This window comes from Streptomyces sp. NPDC005303 (assembly GCF_040607335.1).
Taxonomy (GTDB): domain Bacteria; phylum Actinomycetota; class Actinomycetes; order Streptomycetales; family Streptomycetaceae; genus Streptomyces.
Genome location: NZ_JBEXGM010000021.1, coordinates 1 through 21782, shown reverse-complemented (window position 1 = coordinate 21782; position 21782 = coordinate 1). Strand labels below are relative to the sequence as shown.

Below are 21782 nucleotides of genomic sequence, written 5' to 3'. Positions count from 1 at the left end.
CGAGCGGTCCGCAACGTGGATCGCCGGCTCGCCGAGCCGCCCCTTGAGGCCGGGCCGCGGGGGGCAGCTCGCCGAGCCACCCCTGCGGTCCGGCCTCCTGTTGACGCGGCCGCGCATGCCCTAGCGGGTGCCGGCCCGGCGCCGCACCGGGACGACGCGGTGCCGCCACGGGTTCGTGGGGTGGGCGAGCAGGAGGCGGCCCAAGGACCTGACGTCCTGGCCGAGGCGTTCGACGCCGCTCGCGTGCGGCCGGCTGCGCGGCGGCCTGACATACCGCTACCGGCCCGCCGGGGCGTCCGCCCACGTACTGGAGCTCGACCAGTGCCTGCTCACCCCCTCGTGTGCGTGGAATTCGTGGTCCACCTCGACGACCCGGCCGTCGGTCTGGCGGCACCGACGCCTTCGGTGCCCGCCGGCCGCCGACGCGGTGACCTACTGCCTCACCCGCATCACCGTGGCACGTCACGGCTCACTTCCGGTGCCGCGCGCCCTTGGCCCGCCGTGAACGGGCCACCGGTCCGGTCGCCGCGTTCTGACCACTGCCTCCGGAGAGCGGGCCCCAACGCGACTCCAGGAACGTCAGCACCACCAGGACCCGGCCCCGAACTGGCCATCGTCGACATAAGGATGCCCCCGGACCACGCGACCGAGGGCCTCAAGGCTGCTTCGCACGATCCGTGAGCGCCACCCCGGCACCGGAATTCTTGATCTCCACGCACGCGTGGGAGGACTTCGAGGAACTGATCGCGAGCAGCCCGGCGCGCGGGTTCCTGCCCAAGTCGGCGCTGTCCGCGCAGGCGATCAGGGCGCTGCTGGACGGCGGCGAAGGGGCCCCCGCCACCTGAGCGGGCGGGCCACCGACCGGCCGGGAGTGCACCACCGTTCGGCGACAGGTGTTGTCGGGACTTGGTCAACACGCTTCAATGCGGGGGAACTCGGGGCCGGGAACGACGGCGTACGGATGTGAAGCCTCCCCCGGCACTGCCACGGACGGCCCCGACGCACCCTCACGAACGGCCTGACCAGCCGCCCGGACCTGTACAGAAAGGCCCTCCATGCCGCACGCCACACAGCACGCGGACGACGTGAGCGTCGCCGACGGGGAACTGGACTCGGCCCTGCGAGGCGGCCCCTTCCATGTCGCGCTGCGCGCGGCGATCGCCGCGCGGGGGCTGCCGCTCCAGCGTGTCCAGCACCATCTGTCGCGCTACGGGGTCAAGGTCGGCGTCACCAGCCTGAGTTACTGGCAGCAGGGCGCCCGGCGCCCGCAGCGTCCCGAGTCGCTGCGGGCCGTACGGGCCCTGGAGGAGATCCTCCAGCTGCCGGAGGAGTCGCTGATCCGGCTGCTGGCCGAGGACGACGACCGGTCGCCCGCCGAACGGCCCGCGGCCCGCTCCTACCGCTCCCTCCTCGCGGCCTCGGACGTCCTCGGGCAACTGCTGGGCGAGCTGGACTCACCGCCCGACGACGGGCTGCACACCCTCGGCCACCACGAACGCATACACATCGGGGCGCGCCGCGAGCTGCGCAACCGCGAGTCGCACCACATCGTGCGCGCCCACCGCGAGGGCGTCGACCGCTTCATCGTCGTCCACCACGGCGACCCGGGGTGCGTGCCGGAGCTCATGACCGTGCACGCCCTGGAGAACTGCCGTACGGGGCGCGTCCGTTCGCATCATGACACCGGGGTGCTCGTGGCCGAGCTGCTCCTCGACGCCCGGCTGCGGGCCGGGGACACCTTCCTGTTCCGCTACTGCGTCGAGGACGGCACGGCCGGGGTGTCCCGCGAGTACGTCCGGGGCTTCGGCGCGCCCGGCGGGCAGTACGCGCTCCAGGTCCGGTTCGACGAGAACGCCCTGCCGCTGCGGTGCCACCGCTTCGCCCAGCACTCCCCGGCGGCGCCCCGCAGCGGCCGGCAGGAACTGTCCCTCACCGGCCGCCACCATTCGGTCCACCTGGTCGAGCCGCGGGTGCGGTCGGGGGTGGTGGGGATCGGGTGGGACTGGGAGTGAGCGGGGTGGTGTGAGGTCGCCTGCGGCAACGTGCGAGTCGCGTACGGCAACGTGCGAGGTCGCCTACGGCACGTAAACGCTTGCGCAAGCGTTTACGTGCGTCGCTGGATGGGATACCTTCCGGGCCGTGGGCCGCCGTTCCGTCGGCCTGTGGACACCGTCCGGAAGGGGACTCGATGCCGACCATGGCCGACGTGGCCCGCAGCGCGGGGGTGTCCGTGGCGACCGTCTCGCATGTCCTCAACGGCACCCGGCCGGTCCTGCCCCACACCCGCCAGGCCGTGCTGGACGCCGTCGACGAACTCGGCTACACCCCCAACACCCTGGCCCGCTCCCTGGTGACCTCCCGCACCCGCTCCATCGGGCTCGCGGTGTCGGCGATCAGCAATCCGTACTTCACGGAGATCCTCCAGGGCGTCGAGGCGGGGGCGCTGGAACACGGCTACAGCCTGCTCATCGCCGATCCGCACGACAACCCCGACCACGAGCGCAAGGTCGCCCAGCTGCTGCACGAGAGGCGCGTGGACGGCATGATCGTCGCGCCCTCGGCGGACCCGCGCGAGCTCGTCTCCTACCTCGGACGCCACCAGGTCCCGACGGTGTTCCTCGACCGGCTGGTCACCGTCCCCGGGGGCGGCCCGCAGCCCTTCGACCAGGTCTGCGCCGAGAACACCGGTCCGATGGCCCGACTGGTCACCCATCTCGCGGGACTCGGTCACCGGCGCATCGGCCTGGTGGCCGGCCTGCCCGGGCTGAGCACCACCGCCGAGCGGATCTCCGGATACCGACAGGGCCTGACGGACGCCGGTCTCCCCTACGACGACCACCTCGTCGTCCACGGCGACTCCGAGTCCGCCGGAGCCGAACGCGCCACGACCGCCCTGCTCTCCCGCCCCGCGCCGCCCACCGCCCTCGTGACCGCCAACAACGCGATGACCATCGGCACCCTGCGCGCCCTCCGCGAGCATGGCCTTTCGGTACCCGACGACCTCGCCCTGTGCTGCTTCGACGACTTCGCCTGGGCCGACCTGTTCTCCCCCCGGCTCACCGCGATCGCCCAGCCCAGCAGGGAGCTCGGCGCGCAGGCGGTCCGTGTGCTCCTGGAACGCCTCGACGCACCCGACCGGCCCGCCCGGACCGTGCGCCTCGACTGCACGTTCGTGCATCGCACGTCGTGCGGGTGCCCCGACGCCGGGGAGCAGTCGTCGCGTGCTGCACAGCCCTCACGGCCCTCTCACCCCTCATAACCCTCGCAGTCCTCGCAGTCCTCGCAGTCCTCGCAGTCCTCGCAGTCCTCGCAGTCCGAGAAAGGAACCGATTCGTGATCGTCGTCGCCGGTGAGGCCCTGATCGATCTGGTACCGCAGGGCAGGGGTGCCCTCGCGGGTCTCAAGCCCGCGCTCGGCGGCGGCCCCTACAACACCGCCGTGGCCCTCGGCCGACTCGGCTCCCCCACCGCCTTCTGCTCCCGTACCTCCCTCGACGCCTTCGGCGAGGCTTTGCTGGACGGGCTGCGGGAGGCCGGGGTGGACGTGTCCGCCGTGCAGCGCGGCGCGGAACCCACCACGCTCGCCGTAGCCACCATCGATTCCAACGGCTCGGCCGCCTACTCCTTCTACGTCGACGGCACCGCCGACCGCCTGTTCGCCGCCCCCGCCGAACTCCCCGCCGGCACGCGCGCGGTGTCCTTCGGCACCTGCTCGCTCGTCCTGGAACCGGGGGCGAGCGCCTACGAGGAGCTGCTGCGGACCTCGGCCGCGCAGGGGGTGTTCACCGCGCTCGACCCGAACATCCGGGCGGGGCTGATCCCGGACGCGGACGCCTACCGGGCCCGCTTCAAGAGCTGGCTGCCGTCGGTGTCGCTGCTCAAGCTCTCCGAGGAGGACGCACTGTGGCTGGGCGGCACCCCGCGCGAGTGGCTGGCCGCGGGGCCCTCGGCCGTCGTGGTCACCCAGGGCGGTGACGGGCTGACCGTGTTCACCCGGGACGGGGCAGTGCTGCCGGTGCCCGGCGAGAAGGTCGACGTCGTGGACACGATCGGCGCGGGCGACACGGTGAACGCGGCCCTGCTGCACGGTCTGGCCACCCTCGACGCGCTGTCCCCGGAGGCGCTCGCCGGCCTGGGCGTCGAGGACTGGACCCGACTGCTGCGGTTCGCGGCACGCGCGGCGGCGATCACCTGCTCACGAGCCGGGGCGCAGCCGCCGTACGCGTCCGAACTGGGCGAGCTGTAGGGGACATTGACAGAGCGGTGCCCCGCGGGCGTTCCCGCGGGCCACCGCTCTGTCAGTCGTTCCGGATCAGGCCTTGCGGGCCCGGGTCGTCTTCTTGGCCGGCGTGGCCTTCGTGGTGGCTTCGGCGGTCTTCTTCGCCGCGGTGCCGGTGGTGGCCTTCTTGGTGGCCGCCGTCCTGGCCGTCGCCGTCCTCTTCGCCGGGGACTTGGCGGCGACCGTCTTCTTCGCCGCGGCCGTCTTCCTGGCCGGTGCCTTGCGCGGGGCCTTCACCGAGGTCCCGTCGCTGATCCGGTCGGCGCCGAGGATCTCCCTGAGGAACTTGCCGGTGTGGCTGGCCGGGACTCCGGCGACCTCCTCCGGGGTGCCCTCGGCGACCACGAGGCCACCGCCCGCGCCGCCCTCGGGACCCATGTCGACCACCCAGTCGGCCGTCTTGATCACATCGAGGTTGTGCTCGATGACGATGACGGTGTTGCCCTTGTCGACCAGGCCTGACAGGACCTTCAGCAGCTTGCTGATGTCCTCGAAGTGCAGACCGGTGGTCGGCTCGTCCAGGACGTAGACCGTACGTCCGGTGGACCGCTTCTGAAGCTCGCTGGCGAGCTTCACGCGCTGAGCCTCGCCGCCGGACAGGGTGGTCGCGGCCTGGCCCAGCCGGACGTAGCCGAGACCGACGTCCTTGAGGGTGTTGAGGTGGCGGGCGATCGCGGGGACGGCGTCGAAGAACTCCGTCGCCTCCTCGATCGGCATGTTCAGGACGTCGGCGATGGACTTGCCCTTGTAGTGGACCTCCAGGGTCTCCCGGTTGTAGCGGGCGCCGTGGCAGACCTCGCACGGGACGTACACGTCCGGGAGGAAGTTCATCTCGATCTTGATGGTGCCGTCGCCCGCGCAGTTCTCGCAGCGGCCACCCTTGACGTTGAAGGAGAAGCGGCCGGGCATGTAGCCGCGGACCTTCGCCTCGGTGGTCTCGGCGAACAGCTTGCGGACGTGGTCGAAGACGCCCGTGTACGTCGCCGGGTTCGATCGCGGGGTGCGACCGATGGGCGACTGGTCGACGTGGACGACCTTGTCGACCAGGTCGTCGCCGTCCACGCGCGTGTGCCGACCAGGGACACTCCTCGCGCCGTTGAGCTCGCGCGCCAGGTGCGTGTACAGGATGTCGTTGACCAGGGTCGACTTTCCGGAGCCCGAGACACCGGTGACCGCGGTGAACACGCCCAGCGGGAAGGACACGTCGATGTCCTGGAGGTTGTTCTCACGGGCCCCGTGCACCGTGAGCTGCCGGGACGGATCGAGGGGGCGGCGGATGTGGGGCAGCGGGATGGCCTTCTTGCCCGACAGGTACTGGCCCGTCTCCGACTCGGCGTTGACGAGCAGCTCCTTCAGGGAACCGCTGTGCACGACCTTGCCGCCGTGCTCGCCCGCGCCGGGGCCGATGTCGACGATCCAGTCGGCGACCTTGATGGTGTCCTCGTCGTGCTCGACGACGATGAGCGTGTTGCCCATGTCGCGCAGCCGGACCAGGGTCTCGATCAGCCGGTGGTTGTCGCGCTGGTGCAGACCGATGGACGGCTCGTCGAGGACGTACAGGACGCCGACGAGTCCGGAGCCGATCTGGGTGGCCAGGCGGATGCGCTGGGCCTCGCCGCCGGAGAGGGTGCCCGCCGCGCGGTTCAGCGAGAGGTAGTCCAGGCCGACGTCGACCAGGAACTTCAGCCGTTCGTTGACCTCCTTGAGCACGCGCTCGGCGATCTTCTTGTCACGGGCGCTGAGCTTCAGCTCGCCCAGGAAGTCCGCGCAGTCGCTGATGGACATGCCGGAGACCTCGGCGATCGACTTGCCCATGACGGTGACCGCGAGGACGAGCGGCTTGAGGCGGGTGCCCTCACAGGTGGGGCAGGGCACCTCGCGCATGTAGCCCTCGAAGCGCTCACGGCTGGCGTCGCTCTCGGACTCGCTGTGCCGGCGCTTGACGAAGGGAACGGCGCCTTCGAAGGGGGTCGTGTAGACCCGCTCGCGGCCGTATCGGTTGCGGTAGCGGACCTCGATCTGCGTCTTGTGGCCGTACAGCAGGGCCTTCTTGGCGCGCTGGGGCAGCCCGGCGAAGGGAATGTCCGTCCGGAATCCGAGCGCGTCAGCGAGGGCGCCGATCAGACGGCCGAAGTAGTCCTTGGTGTGCCCGTGCGACCAGGGGTGGATGGCGCCCTCGTCGAGGGACTTGTCCTCGTCCGGGACGATCAGCTCCGGGTCGACCTCCATGCGCGTGCCGATGCCGGTGCACTCGGGGCAGGCGCCGAAGGGCGAGTTGAAGGAGAAGGAGCGGGGCTCCAGCTCCTCGAAGGACAGGTCGTCGTACGTGCAGTACAGATGCTCCGAGAACATGCGCTCGCGCTCGGGGTCGTCCTCGGGGAGGTCGACGAAGTCGAGCACGACCATGCCGCCGGAGAGCCCCAGGGCCGTCTCCACGGAGTCGGTGAGACGGCGCTTGGCGGAGTCCTTCACCGTGAGGCGGTCGATGACCACCTCGATGGTGTGCTTCTCCTGCTTCTTCAGCGTGGGCGGGTTGGAGAGCTGGATGGTCTCGCCGTCCACGCGCGCGCGGCTGTAACCCTTGGTCTGGAGGTCCGCGAAGAGGTCGACGAACTCTCCCTTGCGCTCGCGCACCAGCGGCGAGAGCACCTGGAAGCGGCTCCCCTCCGGCAGCTCCAGGACCCGGTCGACGATGGCCTGCGGCGACTGGCGCGAGATGGGGCGGCCGCACTCGGGGCAGTGCGGCTTGCCGATGCGCGCGAAGAGCAGACGCAGGTAGTCGTAGACCTCGGTGATGGTGCCGACCGTCGAGCGCGGGTTGCGCGAGGTCGACTTCTGGTCGATGGAGACCGCGGGCGAGAGGCCCTCGATGAAGTCGACGTCGGGCTTGTCCATCTGGCCGAGGAACTGGCGGGCGTACGAGGAGAGCGACTCCACGTAGCGCCGCTGGCCCTCGGCGAAGATGGTGTCGAAGGCCAGGGAGGACTTGCCCGACCCGGACAGGCCCGTGAAGACGATGAGCGAGTCGCGAGGCAGGTCGAGCGAGACGTTCTTCAGGTTGTGCTCGCGCGCGCCACGGACGATGAGACGGTCGGCCACGCCGGTCCGCACCTTTCTTGGCTTGAGAGGAGTGACAGGGGCGGGGCCCCCGTGCTTTCTCAGACTAGGGGGAGCCACTGACAACGCCGGTCGGATTCCCGGATGCATAACAATCCCCGGCCTTCCAGCATGCCCGACGCCGCACCCGACCATATAGCACGCGCATTCGATTTACGGCACTGCTTCACCACCTTCACCCAAAGGTGTGGCGAGGCTAGGGTCAGCAGCATGATTGATCACGCTCATGACCTGGAGTCTGTACGTGGTGCGACCGAGCGGCTGCTGACCGCAGCCGCCCGGATGGACAACGCGGCCGTGACCAAGTCGTCACGGCTGCCGGGCTGGAGCCGCGGTCATGTCCTCGCGCACCTCTCCCGCAACGCCGACGCCCTGGTGAACGTTCTGCGCGGCCGGCCCATGTATCCGTCCGGGGACGCGCGCGACGCCGACATCGAGCGTGACGCCCCGCGCCCCCTCCACGTCCAGCTCGCCGACCTCCGCGAGAGCGCCGCCCGCTTCCAGGAGCAGGGGGCCGTACCGGCGGACTGGTCGCGCACGGTCGAGCTGCGCAACGGGGTCACCGACACGGCGTCCCGGGTGCCGTTCCGGCGATGGGCCGAGGTGGAGCTGCACCATGTGGACCTCGGGATCGGGTACGAGCTGGAGGACCTCCCGGAAGAGTTCACCCAGCGCGAGATCAACTTCCTGACGGAACGGTTCCGGGGTCATCCCGACGTACCCGCCCTCGTGATCGAGGAGGACGACGGCCGCCGGATCCCGACGGGCGGCCACGGGGAACCCGCACTCGTCGTCACCGGCCGCCAGGCCGACCTGCTCGGCTGGCTCGCCGGCCGCCGCGACGGCTCGGCACTGACGGTCCACAGAGGCGCTCTCCCCTCGCTGCCCCCGCTATAGGCTGCCGCCATGACGTACAGCGGACAGGTGACGGTCGGCGGGCCCGCCGACGTGCACGAGCTCAAGGACCTGATGATCACCAAGATCGCGGTCGGCCCGATGGACAACAACGCCTATCTGCTGCGCTGCCGGGCCACCGACGAGCAACTGCTGATCGACGCCGCCAACGAGGCGGACACCCTGCTGGGCATGATCGGTGACGACGGCATCGCGTCCGTCGTCACCACGCACCAGCACGGCGACCACTGGCAGGCGCTCGCCGCGGTCGTCACGGCCACGCACGCGCGTACCTACGCCGGCCGGGACGACGCCGACGGCATCCCCGTGCCCACCGACGTGCCGGTCGACGACGGCGACGTCATCCGGGTGGGACAGGTCGAGCTGACCGCGCGCCACCTGGTCGGCCACACTCCCGGCTCGATCGCCCTCGTCTACGACGACCCGCACGGGCATCCCCATGTGTTCACCGGGGACTGCCTGTTCCCGGGAGGCGTGGGCAACACCCGCAAGGATCCCGCGGCGTTCGCGAGTCTGATCCACGATGTCGAGACGAAGATCTTCGATGCGCTGCCGGACGAGACCTGGGTGTACCCGGGGCACGGCAACGACACGACGCTGGGCGCGGAGCGCCCGCACCTACCGGAGTGGCGCGCACGGGGGTGGTGAACCCTGGGGCGCGCGCCCCGCGCGTTACCCGTCGCGCGCCCCGTGTGAAGTCTTCACACACGCCGGTGTCACGCGCGCGCTCCCGGCGCACATGGTTGCGCAGTCAACTGGGAGCAGCCCCGCACAGGATGACGGCTCCTGCGCGGTAAGGGCCGCCGGTCTTTCATCCCCGCCCTCGACCGGCGGCCCCGGCATTCTGTCCGAAAAGCGTTCACAGGAATGCAACACCCGTTCCCAATATGCGGACTTTTGCCGTCGTGACCTCGACAAACGAGACAGTGGACTGCCACTCTCCCGCCATGCACCCTGCCCCACGCGCCCTGCGCCGCGCCGCCGCCGCGGCATCCATAGCCCTGCTCGCCACCGCCGTCGGCTGCGCTCCGCAGCCTGACGACGACGCGAACGCCAAGGCCTCGGGGTCGACCGGAACCACCTGTGCCCAGGGCAAGTTGGCCACCAAGACCTCCGGCAAGCTGACGATCGCGACCGACGAGCCGGCGTACGAGCCCTGGTTCAAGGACGACAAGCCCGCGAACGGCAAGGGGTTCGAGTCGGCGGTCGCGTACGCCGTGGCGAAGCAGCTCGGCTATGACAGGAACGCCGTCGTCTGGCAGAGCGTCCCCTTCAACAAGGCCTTCGCGCCCGGGGAGAAGACCTTCGACTTCGACATCAACCAGGTGTCGATCAGTGCCGAGCGCAAGAAGGCCGTGGACTTCTCGTCCGGCTACTACGACGTGCGCCAGGCCGTCATCGCGCTCAAGGGCACCAAGGCCGCCAAGGCGACGAGCATCGCGGACCTGAAGGGCCTCAAGCTGGGCGCCCAGGTCGGCACGACGAGCCTCGACTACATCGACGACGTGGTGAAGCCGACGCAGCAGGCCGCCGCGTACGCGAAGAACGACCAGGCCAAGTCCGCCCTGCAGAACAAGCAGGTGGACGCCATCGTCGTGGACCTGCCCACCGCCTTCTACATCACCGCGGCCGAGGTGACGGACGGCACGATCGTCGGGCAGTTCGAGAACCAGGGCGGTACGCCGGAGCAGTTCGGGCTCGTGCTCGACAAGGGCAGCGCCCTCACCTCCTGCGTGACCGGCGCCGTGGACGCCCTGCGCAAGGACGGCACGCTCGCAAAGTTGGAGCAGACGTGGCTGTCGGACGCCGTCGACGCCCCGGTGCTCAAGTGACGCTCACGAAGGACGAGGCCGACCAGGAAGGCGCCGACGGCTCCTACACGCCGTCGCAGCGGCGGATCGAGCGGGAGCGTCTCAAGCGCACCCGTGCCCGCCGCGCGACGGCCATCGCCGCCGTCTCGACCCTGGTCACCGCCGTCGTCCTCTACCTGGTCGTCGTCAACGCGCCCGGCTGGCCGCGCACCAAGGAGACGTTCTTCAGCGGGCAGTACGCGCGCGAGGCGTTCCCGAAGGTCCTGGAAGGGCTGTGGCTGAACGTCCGGCTGCTGCTGATCTGCGGTGTCGCCGTGCTGGTGCTCGGCATGCTGATCGCCATCGCCCGTACCCTGCGCGGCCCGGTGTTCTTCCCGCTGCGCGTCCTGGCCGCCGCCTACACGGACTTCTTCCGGGGCCTTCCGCTCATCATCAACCTCATGATCGTCGTCCTGGGCGTCCCGGCGCTGCGGCTCCAGGGCGTGACGGTCGACCCGGTGTGGCTGGGCGGCACGGCTCTCACGCTGACGTATTCGGCGTACGTGGCCGAGGTGTTCCGCGCGGGCATCGAGTCCGTCCACCCCTCGCAGCGCGCCGCGGCCCGCTCGCTCGGGCTGTCCAACCGGCAGGCGCTGCGGTACGTGGTGCTGCCGCAGGCGGTGCGCCGCCAGGTGCCGCCCCTGCTGAACGACCTGGTGTCCCTCCAGAAGGACACCGGTCTGGTGTCGATCGGCGGCGCGATCGACGCCGTACGCGCGGCCGACATCATCGTCGGGCGGAGCCTCAACTACACGCCGTACATCGTCGCGGGCCTGGTGTTCGTGGCGCTGACCATCCCGATGACCCGCTTCACGGACTGGGTGACGGCACGGATGGACCGTCAGCGGGCCCAGGGAGGTACCACATGAGTGACGCACCGGTGCTGCGGATGGAGTCCGTCCGCAAGACCTTCGGCGGCTCGGTCGTGCTGCGGGACGTCGACCTGGAGGTCGCCCCGCACACGGTGACCGCGCTGATCGGTGCCTCCGGTTCCGGCAAGTCGACGCTGCTGCGCTGCGCCAACCTGCTGGAGGAGATCGACGACGGCGCCATCTGGCTGGACGGCGAGGAGATCACCGATCCGCGCGTCGACCAGGACGCGGTACGGCGCCGTATCGGCGTGGTCTTCCAGGCGTACAACCTCTTTCCGCACATGACGGTGCTGGAGAACATCACGCTGGCCCCGCGTCGGGTGCACGGAGCGGCCCGCGCTGAGGCCGAGGCGCACGCGCGTGAGCTTCTGGAGCGGCTCGGGCTGGGTGGCAAGGCGGGCGAGTACCCCGACCGGCTGAGCGGCGGTCAGCAGCAGCGGGTGGCGATCGTGCGGGCCCTCGCCGTGCGCCCCCGTCTACTGCTGCTCGACGAGATCACCGCGGCCCTCGACCCAGAGTTGGTGGGCGAGGTCCTGAACGTCGTCCGCGATCTGAAGGGCGACGGCATGACCATGGTGCTCGCCACGCACGAGATGGGCTTCGCGCGGGAGGTCGCCGACCAGGTTTGTTTTCTGGACGGAGGCGTGGTCCTTGAGCGTGGGACGGCTGAGCAGATCTTCGGGGATCCGCGGCAGGAGCGCACACAGCGCTTCCTGCGGCGGATCGTGGAGGCAGGACGGCTGTAGGAGCGGTGAGAGCGGTAAGGACCGCCCGTCCGGGACAGCGGTCCTTACACGTCGGCCCGGGCCGGTCCCGCCAGCGCCGCGACGCGCTCCACGCCGAACACGTACCCCTGCACACCGCAGCCCGCGATGACCCCGTCCGCGCGCAGCGAGACGTAGGAGTGGTGCCGGAAGGACTCGCGCCGGTGGATGTTGGAGATGTGCACCTCCAGCACCGGCAGCCCGTCACAGGTGTTGAGTGCGTCCAGGATCGCGACCGAGGTGTGCGAGTAGGCGCCGGGGTTGATGACGATCCCGCAGTGGTTCAGCCGCGCCTCGTGGATCCAGTCGACCAGTTCGCCCTCGTGGTTGGACTGCCGGAAGTCCACCGTGCCGCCGTGTGCGGCCGCCGCCTCGGTGCACAGGGCCTCGACGTCGGCGAGGGTGTCCTTGCCGTAGATCTCCGGCTGCCGCTGACCCAGCAGGTTCAGGTTGGGGCCGTTGAGGATCATGATCGGGGCGTTGGCGAGGGTGCGGGGCACGGTTCCTCCGGTCGGTGAAGACGGGCTGCTCGGACCCGGTTTATCACGGTGCGCCGGGCGCGGTGCGGCCCGTACCCTCCGGGCATGACGACGATCTCGTACCCGCCCAAGCCCTTACCCGGCGACCGCATAGCCGTCATCTCCCCCGGCGCCGGTCTGCCGGGACTCTTCCCGCGCCCCTACGAGTTGGGGCTCGAGCGGCTGCGCAAGGAGTACGGGCTGGAGCCGGTGGAGTATCCGTCGACCCGCAGGATGGGCTCGACACTCCAGGAGCGCGCCGACGACATCCATGCCGCGCTCGCCGACCCGAGCGTCAAGGCGGTCATGGCGTCCATCGGCGGCGACGACCAGATCACCGTGCTGCCTTTCCTGGACCGGGAGTTGATCAGGGCGAACCCGAAGCCGTTCTTCGGGATGAGCGACAACACCAACCTGCTCGCGTTCCTGTACAACACCGGGATCGTCGGCTTCCACGGCGCGACCGTGATGGCCGCGCTCGGACGGCCGGTGGCCATGAGTGCGCTGACCGCCGATTCCCTGCGGGCAGCCCTGTTCACCTCGGGCGCGTACGAACTCACGCCCGCCGCCCGCTGGCGGGACGTCGACCGTGACTGGGCGGATCCCGCCACCTTCGACGCCGAGCCGGACACCCGTCCTGGCAACGGCTGGGCCTGGGTGAACGCCGACCGGGTGGTGGAGGGCCGCAGTTGGGGCGGCTGTCTGGAGATCCTGGGCTGGCTGATGATGGCCGACCGCGAGATCGCCGGCGACCTGAGCGCGTACGACGGCGGAGTGCTGCTCCTGGAGACCTCGGAGGAGATGCCGAGCGACGTCGAGGTCTTCCGCACCCTGCGCAACATGGGCGAGCGCGGACTGCTGCAACGTTTCTCCGCGCTGCTGATGGGCCGCCCCAAGTCCTGGTCGTTCGAGCACCCCCACAGCCCCGAGGAGGCGGATCGTTACGCCGCCGACCAGCGCGAGGCCGTACTGCGGGCCATGCGCCTATATGCCCCCAACACCGCCATCGTCTTCGATGTGGACTACGGCCACACCGATCCTCAGCTCGTCATCCCCTACGGCGGTTTCGTCCGCGTCGACGGTCCCGCACGGCGCATCACCGTCACCTACTGACCGTGGGCGTGTGTCCGACCGAGATCGCGCCGCTCAGCCTCGGGTGTTTCGCCTTCCGCCGAAGACGCGGCCGGTGGCGGCTCCGGACGGACCCGTCACGGGTTGATCGCCAGTTCCAGGTAGGCGGCGAACACCACCAGATGGACGCCGCCCTGGAGCGGTGTGGCCCGGCCGGGAACCACTGTCAGGGAGCTCACCACCACCGTCAGGGCCAGCAGCACCATGTGGGTGGAGCCGAGACCGAGGACGAGCGGTCCTGAGAGCCAGACGGAGGCCAGGGCGACCGCGGGGATGGTCAGGCCGATGCTGGCCATGGCCGAGCCGAGGGCGAGGTTGAGGCTGGTCTGGACACGGTCGCGGCGCGCGGAGCGCAGGGCGGCGATGGTCTCGGGGAGCAGCACCAGCAGGGCGATGATCACGCCGACCACGGCCTGCGGAAGTCCGGCCTTGGCCACGCCGGACTCAATGGTGGGCGAGACGCCCTTGGCCAGTCCGACCACGCCGATCAGGGCCAGACCCAGCAGGCCCAGGCTGATCAGCGCGGCGCGGGCGGTGGGGGCGTGGGCGTGGTCGTCGACGGTGATCACCTCGCCCTGGTGGGTGATCGGGAGGAAGTAGTCGCGGTGCCGTACGGTCTGGGTCGCCACGAACAGGCCGTAGAGGATCAGCGAGGACAGTGCGGCGAAGGTCAGCTGGGTGGTGGAGAACTCCGGGCCCGGCTTGCTCGTCGTGAACGTCGGCAGCACCAGGCTCAGCGTGGCCAGGGTGGCGACCGTGGCGAGGGCGGCGCCGGTGCCCTCGGGGTTGAAGACCGCTGTGCCGTGGCGCAGCGAGGCCACGAGGAGGCTGATGCCGACAATGCCGTTGCAGGTGATCATCACGGCCGCGAAGACCGTGTCCCTGGCCAGGGTCGAACTCTTGTCGCCGCCGTCCGCCATCAGGGTGACGATCAGCGCCACCTCGATGATCGTGACGGCTACGGCGAGGACGAGTGAGCCGAACGGTTCACCGACCCGGTGGGCGACCACCTCGGCGTGGTGCACGGCGGCTAGCACGGCCCCGGCGAGGACCAGGGTGACGAGCACGACGACCGCCCCGGGCAGATCGCGGCCCCAGGTGAACACCAGCAGGACGACCGCGAGCACCGGCACGACGGACGTCCAGCTCGTGGTGAGCGACCTGAGCCGAGCGATCATGCTGCGATCGTCGCAGAGGCGTGCGTACTCCGCCAGGGCTACTTGAGCTCGCGCGACTCCAAGACGTCGCAGTTGGTGTAGACGCGCTCGCCGAGGCTCAAGGCGCCCAACTGCTCAGCGAGTTTGCTCGTCTCGGGGTCGTCGCTGTTGCGCATGGCCTCGTCGTACGACTCGAACTCGATCAGCGCCAGATAGTGGTTCGGCTTGTCCCGGTCCTTCAGGAGCATGCTGTGGGTCGGACCACCCGTCCGGCCCTCGTTGCGCCGGCCCGCCTCCTCCAGCATCTGCCGCATCTCTTCCAGGCGCTCGGTCTCGAAGCCGATGATCTGCACGAACTTCATGGACGTCTCCTGCCGGCCACGGCGCCCCCAGGGCCGGGGGACGCGTCCTGGAACCAAACAAGCACCGGGAGCGGTACCCGGCAATTCGCCGCGCACCGCTCCCGGTGGTGGTTCTTCCTACGTCGGCCGCGGTCAGGCCTCGATGCTGTCCTTCGGAGCGCCTTCGCTCTCCGACTGCGCCGCTTCGGCCGCCGCCTGCTTCCTGGAGGCCAGCAGGCTGGTGATCGTCGTGACGATCAGGACCGAGCAGATGACGCCGAGCGAGACCGGAATGCTGATCTCGGGGACGTGCACCCCGGACTCGTGCAGGGCGTGCAGCACCAGCTTGACGCCGATGAAGCCGAGGATGATCGACAGGCCGTAGCTGAGGTGGACCAGCTTCTTCAGCAGACCGCCGATGAGGAAGTACAGCTGCCTCAGACCCATCAGGGCGAACGCGTTGGCCGTGAAGACGATGTACGGGTCCTGGGTCAGGCCGAAGATCGCGGGGATCGAGTCGAGCGCGAAGAGCACGTCGGTCGAGCCGATCGCGAGCATCACGACCAGCATCGGCGTCATGACCCGCTTGCCGTTCTCCACGATCCACAGCTTGGTGCCGTGGTAGCGGTCGGCCACGCCGAACCTGCGCTCGGCGGCCTTGAGCAGCTTGTTCTCCTCGAACTCCTCTTCCTCCTCGTCCGCCCGGGCCTCCTGGATGAGCTTCCAGGCGGTCCAGATGAGGAAGGCGCCGAAGATGTAGAACACCCAGGCGAAGCTGGCGATGATCGCGGCACCGGCTGCGATGAAGATCGCGCGCAGTACCAGGGCTATGAGGACACCGACGAGCAGCACCCGCTGTTGGTACTGCGAGGGCACCGCGAACTTGGCCATGATGAGGACGAAGACGAAGAGGTTGTCCACGCTCAGGGACTTCTCGGTGATGAAGCCCGCGAAGAACTCACCGGCGGGCTCTCCGCCGGAGAAGATCATCAGGCCGAGGCCGAAGAGGCCGGCCAGGGCGATCCAGACGACCGTCCAGATACCGGCTTCCTTGATCGACACGTCGTGCGGCTTGCGGCCGATGAAGAAGTCGACCGCGATGAGGGCGGCGAGGCCCACGATCGTCAGGACCCACAGGGTCACGGAAACATCCACAGTTCCTCCGGCAATACGTAACGGCAAGTAACCAGCGTCGTCGCGCTGCCGGAGGTCTCTTCCACCCACGGTGGGCCGACGCCCCGGGATCAGGCCTGATCCGTATTGACGGGTACGCCGCGGTCGACAGGGAGTACTCCCCTCCGTGCCACCAACCGTACCCCAATCACCAAGGAAAGGTAAAGCAATTGGCAAAAGAAAGGTCAAACTCCCTGATGGGAGTGGCTTTACGTGTACTTGGTGCGAGCTTCCGCGACCTGGGTCAGGACCTGCTGGAGCACCTGGCTGCCGGGCGGGACGAGCGCGGGTTCGTAAGTCCAGGCATGCCCGACCCACGGGTCGGCGAGGTGGTCGTCGGGCACCGGGGTCAGTCGCATGAGCGAGCGCCACAGGGGGTCGAGGAGGGGGCCGTAGCCGGAGGCGTCCTCACGGTCCGCGACCATCATCAGGTGGACGCCGACGGACGGTCCCTCGTCCGCGAGGTAGCGCAGCTGGGTCACGGCGCGGTCGTCGAAGCCGTGCGGGAAGTCGTTGACGACGAGGAGTTGCTCGGAGGTGTCGAAGCCGGGCGGGAGGGAGTCGGCCGCGCCACCGCGGACCGCCATCTGCACGAGGTCGACGCGCTGGGTGAGGCGGGCCAGGACGTCTGCCACGCCCGCGGCGCCGATGGCGGGCGGGGCCGCGAGCACGCCCGTCCACACCAGTGGGGCGAGCGCCTGCGCCCCCGAGCCGGCCGGGTCGATGACGTGCAGGGTGTAGTCCCCGGCCGGGTGTACGGCGAGGAGCCGGGCCGCGAGCGCCACGGCTGTGTCCATGGCGAGGCGATGCAGTTCGTGCGGGTCGAGGAACGAACCGTCGAGGGATCCGGCGGCCCCGCTGTCGATCCACAGGCCGCGCTCCAGCGGGAGCCGGACCAGCATCGGGATGCGCAGCTCGGCGCACTCGGGCAGGTGCAGGTCGCCCAGGCGCACGGCCATGGGCGCCTCGAACGGCACCCGGTAGCCGTGCCAGACGGGGTTGTCCCAGCGGGCGTACGCGAGCGGCAGGGCGGGTTCGACGACCTCGGACTCGGCCGTGAGCTGGCCGAGATCCCGGTCGTAGGCCGCGCGCGCCTGTTCGACCAGTTGGGCCTGCTTGGCGCGGGCGGCCTCACGCGCGGCGTCTCCCTGTCCGCCGATCCGGTTGCCCGGGTCGGCGAGGGCCGCGTCCAGCTCCTTCTCCATTCGGGAGTCGGCGAAGTCGACGGCACTGCGGTACGCGGCCGTGGAGCGGGCCAGGTCCTCGAACATGCCCCAGACCTGGTTGTAGAGCCGCTCCTCCATGGACCAGCCGGTGGCGTCGCCGGCGACCGGCCGCGCGGGCTGCCCTGGCTGGGCGGGAGGCGCAGTGGGCGGGGGCGGCGGCGGGGCGGTGTCCTGCCGCCGGGGGTGGCTGTAGTCGATCGGGCCTCCGACGGTGGGCGGCTGGGCGGTGGTGTCCGCGGGACCCGGGGTGTGTCCGGGCTGCGGCGCGCCCTGTGTGCCGTACGGGGAGGTGGGCTGTGGTGTGCCGGAGGCGGGACCGCCGCTGGGGGGCAGGGGCGGCGAGGTGCTCGGGGGCTGTGTGCCGTACGGCGACAGTGGCGGCGGGGTGGTCGGGGGCTGCGGCGGTACGGCACTGGGGGCGCCGTGGGCCGTGGACGGTCCCTGGTCCGAGGCCGGCGACGGCGTGGCGGTCTGCCGGTGTCGGTCACCCTCCGTCGTGAGAGGTGGTGGCATCGGCACCGCGCGGGCCAGGCCCCGGGCCACCGCCTCGTGGATGTCGTGGGCGAGCTGCCGGGCCTGGGGAAGGCCCTGGTCGGCGAGGAGTTCGGCGAGGCCGCCCGCGTAGCCCTGTCCCACGGCGCGTACCTTCCAGGCGCCCTGGCGGCGGTAGAGCTCCAGCGCGACGACCGCCGACTCGGCGTCCAGGCCGGTGATGGTGTAGCTGGCGAGCTCGGTGCCGTCCAGGCCCGTGACCGCGACGAAAGGGGCTGCGACGGCGCCGAAGCGCACGGGGCCGCCCACCGCGGGCAGCGCGAGCAGCACATGGACCCGGTGGACCGCCTCCGGCGCCGCGCCGAGATCGACCGCGAGGCGGTGGTCGGCGGCCGCCTGCCGGGAGACCTCCAGGCCCGGCAGGGTGGGTGCGCCCGGGTGGACGACCCACTCGACGCCGTGCACCCGGCCGTGCTCGTCGCCGAGCGTGGCTCCGGCCAGGACCGGCGTGCCGGCCGCGATCCGGATCTCGAGTCGGGCCTGGGAGAGCGGGTGGTTCTGCCCCCGCACCAGCTCGGCCGTCATCGCCTTCCCCCCCGTGTCGTGGTGTCGGTCGGGTGCCGCTCGGCGGGCCGCTTACAGGTGCGGCAGGATCGCCGGCATCAGGTCCTGGAAGGTGCGGCCGTTGGTGGGGGTGCCGAGGGCCGTCATGGTCCAGCCCGGACCCGTCCGGTGCACCTTCGCCATGATCTGGGCGGTGTAGGCGCCCCCGCCGGCGAGCGTGTAGCGGGCGAGCTCCTGGCCGTTGGTCTCGTCGACCAGGCGGCAGAAGGCGTTCTGCACCTCCTGGAAGGTCTGGCCCGTGAAGGAGTTCACGGTGAAGACGATCTGGTCGATGTGGACGGGGACACGGGAGAGGTCGACGAGGATCGCCTCGTCGTCCCCACCCTGGCCCACGCCGCCGACGAGGTTGTCCCCGGTGTGCTTGACCGAACCGTCGTCGCTCACCAGGTGGCGGAAGAAGACGACGTCGACGGGCTGCTTGTCCGCGAACAGGACGGCGGAGGCGTCGAGGTCGACCTCCCGCGTGCGCGAACCGAACAGGCCGCGCCGGGGAGCCGCCTGCCAGCCGAGGCCCATGCGCACCGCGGTCAGGCTGCCTCCGTCGTTCTTCTGCAGACTGATGGCCTGACCCTTGGTCATGTTGACGGTCACGCGCCGAACCCCTCTCGCTGCTGTCCCCTGTTGCCGCGGCCCCCGCGGTTGTCCAGAACCCTACGCACGGCCACTGACGGTGACGCGCCCGAAGCGCACTTTGTGTCGGTCTTGCAACACAGCGCGATGCGGTCAGGCCAGGCCCGCCTCCTTCATCTGCCGGAGCTCCTTCTTCATCTCGGAGACCTCGTCGCGCAGCCGGGCCGCGATCTCGAACTGGAGGTCTGCGGCGGCGGCACGCATGCGTGCCGTCATCTCCTCGATCTGCTCGGCGAGTTCGGCCGCGGGACGGTCGGTGGGGACGGTCTCCTTGGCCTTGCCCCTGGCGGCCTTGGTGCCGGCCGCCTTGCCGCCGAGGGCGGGCACGGGAGCCTTGGCCGCCTTGCCGTCCTTGCCCTTGCGGTAGCCGGAGCCGAGGAGTTGCTCGGTGTCGACGTCCTCGCGGGCGATCTGCGCGACGATGTCGTTGATCTTCTTGCGCAGCGGCTGGGGGTCGATTCCCCGCTCCTTGTTGTACGCGACCTGCTTCTCCCGGCGTCGGTTCGTCTCCTCGATGGCCTTCTCCATCGCCGGGGTGATCTTGTCCGCGTACATGTGGACCTCGCCGGAGACATTGCGCGCGGCGCGGCCGATGGTCTGGATCAGGGAGGTGCCGGAGCGCAGGAAGCCCTCCTTGTCGGCGTCGAGGATCGCGACCAGGGACACCTCGGGCAGGTCGAGGCCCTCTCGCAGCAGGTTGATGCCGACCAGGACGTCGAACTCGCCCGAGCGCAGCTCGCGCAGCAGCTCCACACGGCGCAGGGTGTCGACGTCGCTGTGCAGATAGCGGACCTGGATGCCGAGCTCCAGGAAGTAATCGGTCAGGTCCTCGGCCATCTTCTTGGTGAGCGTGGTGACCAGGACGCGCTCGTCCTTTTCGGTGCGGGTGCGGATCTCGTGCACCAGGTCGTCGATCTGGCCCTCGGTGGGCTTGACGACGACCTCGGGGTCGACCAGGCCGGTGGGACGGATGATCTGCTCGACGACGCCGTCCCCGCGCGAGAGCTCGTACTTGCCGGGCGTCGCCGACAGGTAGACGGTCTGGCCGATGCGCTCCGTGAACTCCTCCCACTTCAGGGGGCGGTTGTCCAGCGCCGACGGGAGGCGGAAGCCGTGGTCGACGAGGGTGCGCTTGCGGGAGGCGTCGCCCTCGTACATCGCGCCGATCTGGGGCACGGTCACGTGCGACTCGTCGATGACGAGCAGGAAGTCGTCCGGGAAGTAGTCCAGCAGGGTGTTCGGCGGGGAGCCGGGGAGGCGGCCGTCGAAGTGCATCGAGTAGTTCTCCACGCCGGAGCAGGAGCCGATCTGGCGGAGCATCTCCAGGTCGTAGGTGGTGCGCATCCTCAGGCGCTGGGCCTCCAGGAGCTTGCCCTGCTTCTCCAGCTCGGCCAGGCGCTCCCCGAGCTCCTTCTCGATGTCGTTGACGGCCCGCTCCATGCGCTCGGGCCCTGCGACGTAGTGGGAGGCCGGGAAGACGTACAGGTGCTCGTCGTCGCTGATGATCTCGCCGGTGAGCGGGTGGAGCGTGGAGAGGGCCTCGATCTCGTCGCCGAACATCTCGATGCGGACGGCGAGTTCCTCGTAGACCGGGAAGATCTCGATGGTGTCGCCGCGGACCCGGAAGGTGCCTCGGGTGAAGGCCAGGTCGTTGCGCGTGTACTGGATGTCCACGAAGCGGCGCAGGAGCTGGTCGCGGTCGATCTCGTCGCCGACCCTGAGGGGGACCATGCGGTCCACGTACTCCTGGGGCGTGCCGAGGCCGTAGATGCAGGAGACGGAGGCGACCACGACGACGTCGCGGCGGGTGAGCAGCGAGTTGGTCGCGGAGTGGCGCAGGCGCTCGACCTCCTCGTTGATCGAGGAGTCCTTCTCGATGTAGGTGTCCGACTGCGGGACATAGGCCTCGGGCTGGTAGTAGTCGTAGTACGAGACGAAGTACTCGACGGCGTTGTTCGGCAGCAGCTCGCGGAACTCGTTCGCCAGCTGGGCCGCCAGCGTCTTGTTCGGGGCCATCACGAGGGTGGGGCGCTGGAGCTTCTCGATCATCCACGCGGTGGTCGCGGACTTTCCGGTGCCGGTCGCGCCGAGCAGGACGACGTCCTTCTCACCTGCCTCGATGCGCTTGGCCAGCTCGGCGATCGCCGCCGGCTGGTCGCCGCTGGGCTGGTAGGAGCTGACGACCTCGAAAGGCGCCACCGTACGTTCGATGTGAGAAACGGGCCGCATGGAGTCCACCGTACGACTCCCCACTGACAACGCGGTCCGATCAGGGTTTTCGTCGCGGGCGCCGAGGGAGGGCGTGGGGGTTGTCGACGGGCCTGCGCCGGACCGTGAGCGGCGGCGATGAGCCGGGCGGAGCCGGCTGACCGCGAGGCCGCTGCCACGGCAGGGGGCGGCGCGGCAGGACACTGGAGGCGACAGGCGGAGGGTGCCACGGACCGTGGGCGGCGGCGCGGGCAGAGCCGGGCCGGCGGGCGGCGGGAGCCGCCGCGCGGCGGCAGGGGCGCGGCAGAGCACCGGGAGCGGCAGACAGGCGGTGCCACGGACCGTGAGCGACGGCGCGGGCCCGGACGAGCCCACCGACCGCGGGAGCAGTCGCCGCGCGGCGGCAGGGGCGCGGCAGAGCACCGGGAGCGGCAGACAGGCGGTGCCACGGACCGTGAGCGACGGCGCGGGCCCGGACGAGCCCAC

Annotated in this window: 18 protein-coding genes; 10 read left to right on the top strand and 8 right to left on the bottom strand. The window is 70.3% G+C overall.

Annotation, left to right across the window (positions count from 1 at the left end):
- Positions 1 to 677 precede the first annotated feature (677 nt).
- From ABZT93_RS26225 to ABZT93_RS26210, 4 genes are all read left to right on the top strand, one after another.
- Positions 678 to 845, top strand: coding sequence for a hypothetical protein (locus ABZT93_RS26225; RefSeq protein WP_356108951.1), 168 nt, complete (start codon positions 678 to 680; stop codon positions 843 to 845).
- A gap of 210 nt (positions 846 to 1055) precedes the next feature.
- Entirely contained in the window at positions 1056 to 2012 is a 957-nt protein-coding gene (locus tag ABZT93_RS26220) for a hypothetical protein (protein ID WP_356108948.1), read from the top strand.
- A gap of 176 nt (positions 2013 to 2188) precedes the next feature.
- Complete coding sequence (locus ABZT93_RS26215; RefSeq protein WP_356108945.1) at positions 2189 to 3259, top strand: LacI family DNA-binding transcriptional regulator; 1071 nt, start codon at positions 2189 to 2191, stop codon at positions 3257 to 3259.
- A gap of 74 nt (positions 3260 to 3333) precedes the next feature.
- Positions 3334 to 4245, top strand: a complete 912-nt coding sequence (locus ABZT93_RS26210) for a carbohydrate kinase (protein ID WP_356108942.1) — start codon at positions 3334 to 3336, stop codon at positions 4243 to 4245.
- A 66-nt stretch (positions 4246 to 4311) separates the two neighbouring features.
- On the opposite strand, the gene uvrA is transcribed toward ABZT93_RS26210, so the two are convergent.
- Entirely contained in the window at positions 4312 to 7377 is a 3066-nt protein-coding gene (gene uvrA, locus ABZT93_RS26205) for an excinuclease ABC subunit UvrA (RefSeq protein ID WP_356108939.1), read from the bottom strand.
- A gap of 228 nt (positions 7378 to 7605) precedes the next feature.
- On the opposite strand from uvrA, the gene ABZT93_RS26200 reads away from it, so the two are divergent.
- From ABZT93_RS26200 to ABZT93_RS26180, 5 genes are all read left to right on the top strand, one after another.
- On the top strand, positions 7606 to 8292 hold the full coding sequence (locus tag ABZT93_RS26200; RefSeq protein WP_356108936.1) for a maleylpyruvate isomerase family mycothiol-dependent enzyme: 687 nt from the start codon (positions 7606 to 7608) through the stop codon (positions 8290 to 8292).
- Positions 8293 to 8301: 9 nt separating this feature from the next.
- Positions 8302 to 8958, top strand: a complete 657-nt coding sequence (locus ABZT93_RS26195) for an MBL fold metallo-hydrolase (protein ID WP_356108933.1) — start codon at positions 8302 to 8304, stop codon at positions 8956 to 8958.
- 299 nt (positions 8959 to 9257) lie between these two features.
- Positions 9258 to 10142 (top strand): ABC transporter substrate-binding protein, encoded by an 885-nt coding sequence (locus ABZT93_RS26190; RefSeq protein ID WP_356108928.1) that lies wholly within the window; start codon positions 9258 to 9260, stop codon positions 10140 to 10142.
- Positions 10139 to 11029: an amino acid ABC transporter permease gene (locus tag ABZT93_RS26185; protein WP_356108925.1), complete on the top strand. Its 891-nt coding sequence runs from the start codon at positions 10139 to 10141 to the stop codon at positions 11027 to 11029. The genes ABZT93_RS26190 and ABZT93_RS26185 overlap by 4 nt, the downstream gene beginning before the upstream one ends.
- Positions 11026 to 11778, top strand: a complete 753-nt coding sequence (locus ABZT93_RS26180; RefSeq protein ID WP_356108922.1) for an amino acid ABC transporter ATP-binding protein — start codon at positions 11026 to 11028, stop codon at positions 11776 to 11778. Before ABZT93_RS26185 ends, ABZT93_RS26180 begins: the two co-directional genes overlap by 4 nt.
- Before the next feature lie 44 nt (positions 11779 to 11822).
- On the opposite strand, the gene aroQ is transcribed toward ABZT93_RS26180, so the two are convergent.
- Entirely contained in the window at positions 11823 to 12296 is a 474-nt protein-coding gene (gene aroQ / locus ABZT93_RS26175; RefSeq protein ID WP_356108919.1) for a type II 3-dehydroquinate dehydratase, read from the bottom strand.
- 84 nt (positions 12297 to 12380) lie between these two features.
- Here aroQ and ABZT93_RS26170 point away from each other — a divergent pair, with 84 nt between their 5' ends.
- Positions 12381 to 13427 (top strand): S66 peptidase family protein, encoded by a 1047-nt coding sequence (locus ABZT93_RS26170; RefSeq protein WP_356108917.1) that lies wholly within the window; start codon positions 12381 to 12383, stop codon positions 13425 to 13427.
- 95 nt (positions 13428 to 13522) lie between these two features.
- Here ABZT93_RS26170 and ABZT93_RS26165 read toward each other — a convergent pair whose 3' ends face one another.
- The 6 genes from ABZT93_RS26165 to uvrB all read right to left on the bottom strand — a co-directional run bounded on the left by ABZT93_RS26165 (position 13523) and on the right by uvrB (position 21317).
- On the bottom strand, positions 13523 to 14623 hold the full coding sequence (locus tag ABZT93_RS26165) for an ionic transporter y4hA (protein WP_356108915.1): 1101 nt from the start codon (positions 14621 to 14623) through the stop codon (positions 13523 to 13525).
- Between the two features lie 38 nt (positions 14624 to 14661).
- On the bottom strand, positions 14662 to 14964 hold the full coding sequence (locus tag ABZT93_RS26160; protein ID WP_356108912.1) for a hypothetical protein: 303 nt from the start codon (positions 14962 to 14964) through the stop codon (positions 14662 to 14664).
- Positions 14965 to 15096: 132 nt separating this feature from the next.
- On the bottom strand, positions 15097 to 16098 hold the full coding sequence (locus ABZT93_RS26155) for a TerC family protein (protein ID WP_356108909.1): 1002 nt from the start codon (positions 16096 to 16098) through the stop codon (positions 15097 to 15099).
- A 227-nt stretch (positions 16099 to 16325) separates the two neighbouring features.
- Complete coding sequence (locus ABZT93_RS26150; protein WP_356108907.1) at positions 16326 to 18419, bottom strand: TerD family protein; 2094 nt, start codon at positions 18417 to 18419, stop codon at positions 16326 to 16328.
- A 51-nt stretch (positions 18420 to 18470) separates the two neighbouring features.
- Complete coding sequence (locus tag ABZT93_RS26145; RefSeq protein WP_356108905.1) at positions 18471 to 19049, bottom strand: TerD family protein; 579 nt, start codon at positions 19047 to 19049, stop codon at positions 18471 to 18473.
- A 132-nt stretch (positions 19050 to 19181) separates the two neighbouring features.
- Complete coding sequence (gene uvrB, locus ABZT93_RS26140) at positions 19182 to 21317, bottom strand: excinuclease ABC subunit UvrB (RefSeq protein ID WP_356108903.1); 2136 nt, start codon at positions 21315 to 21317, stop codon at positions 19182 to 19184.
- Positions 21318 to 21782 lie beyond the last annotated feature (465 nt).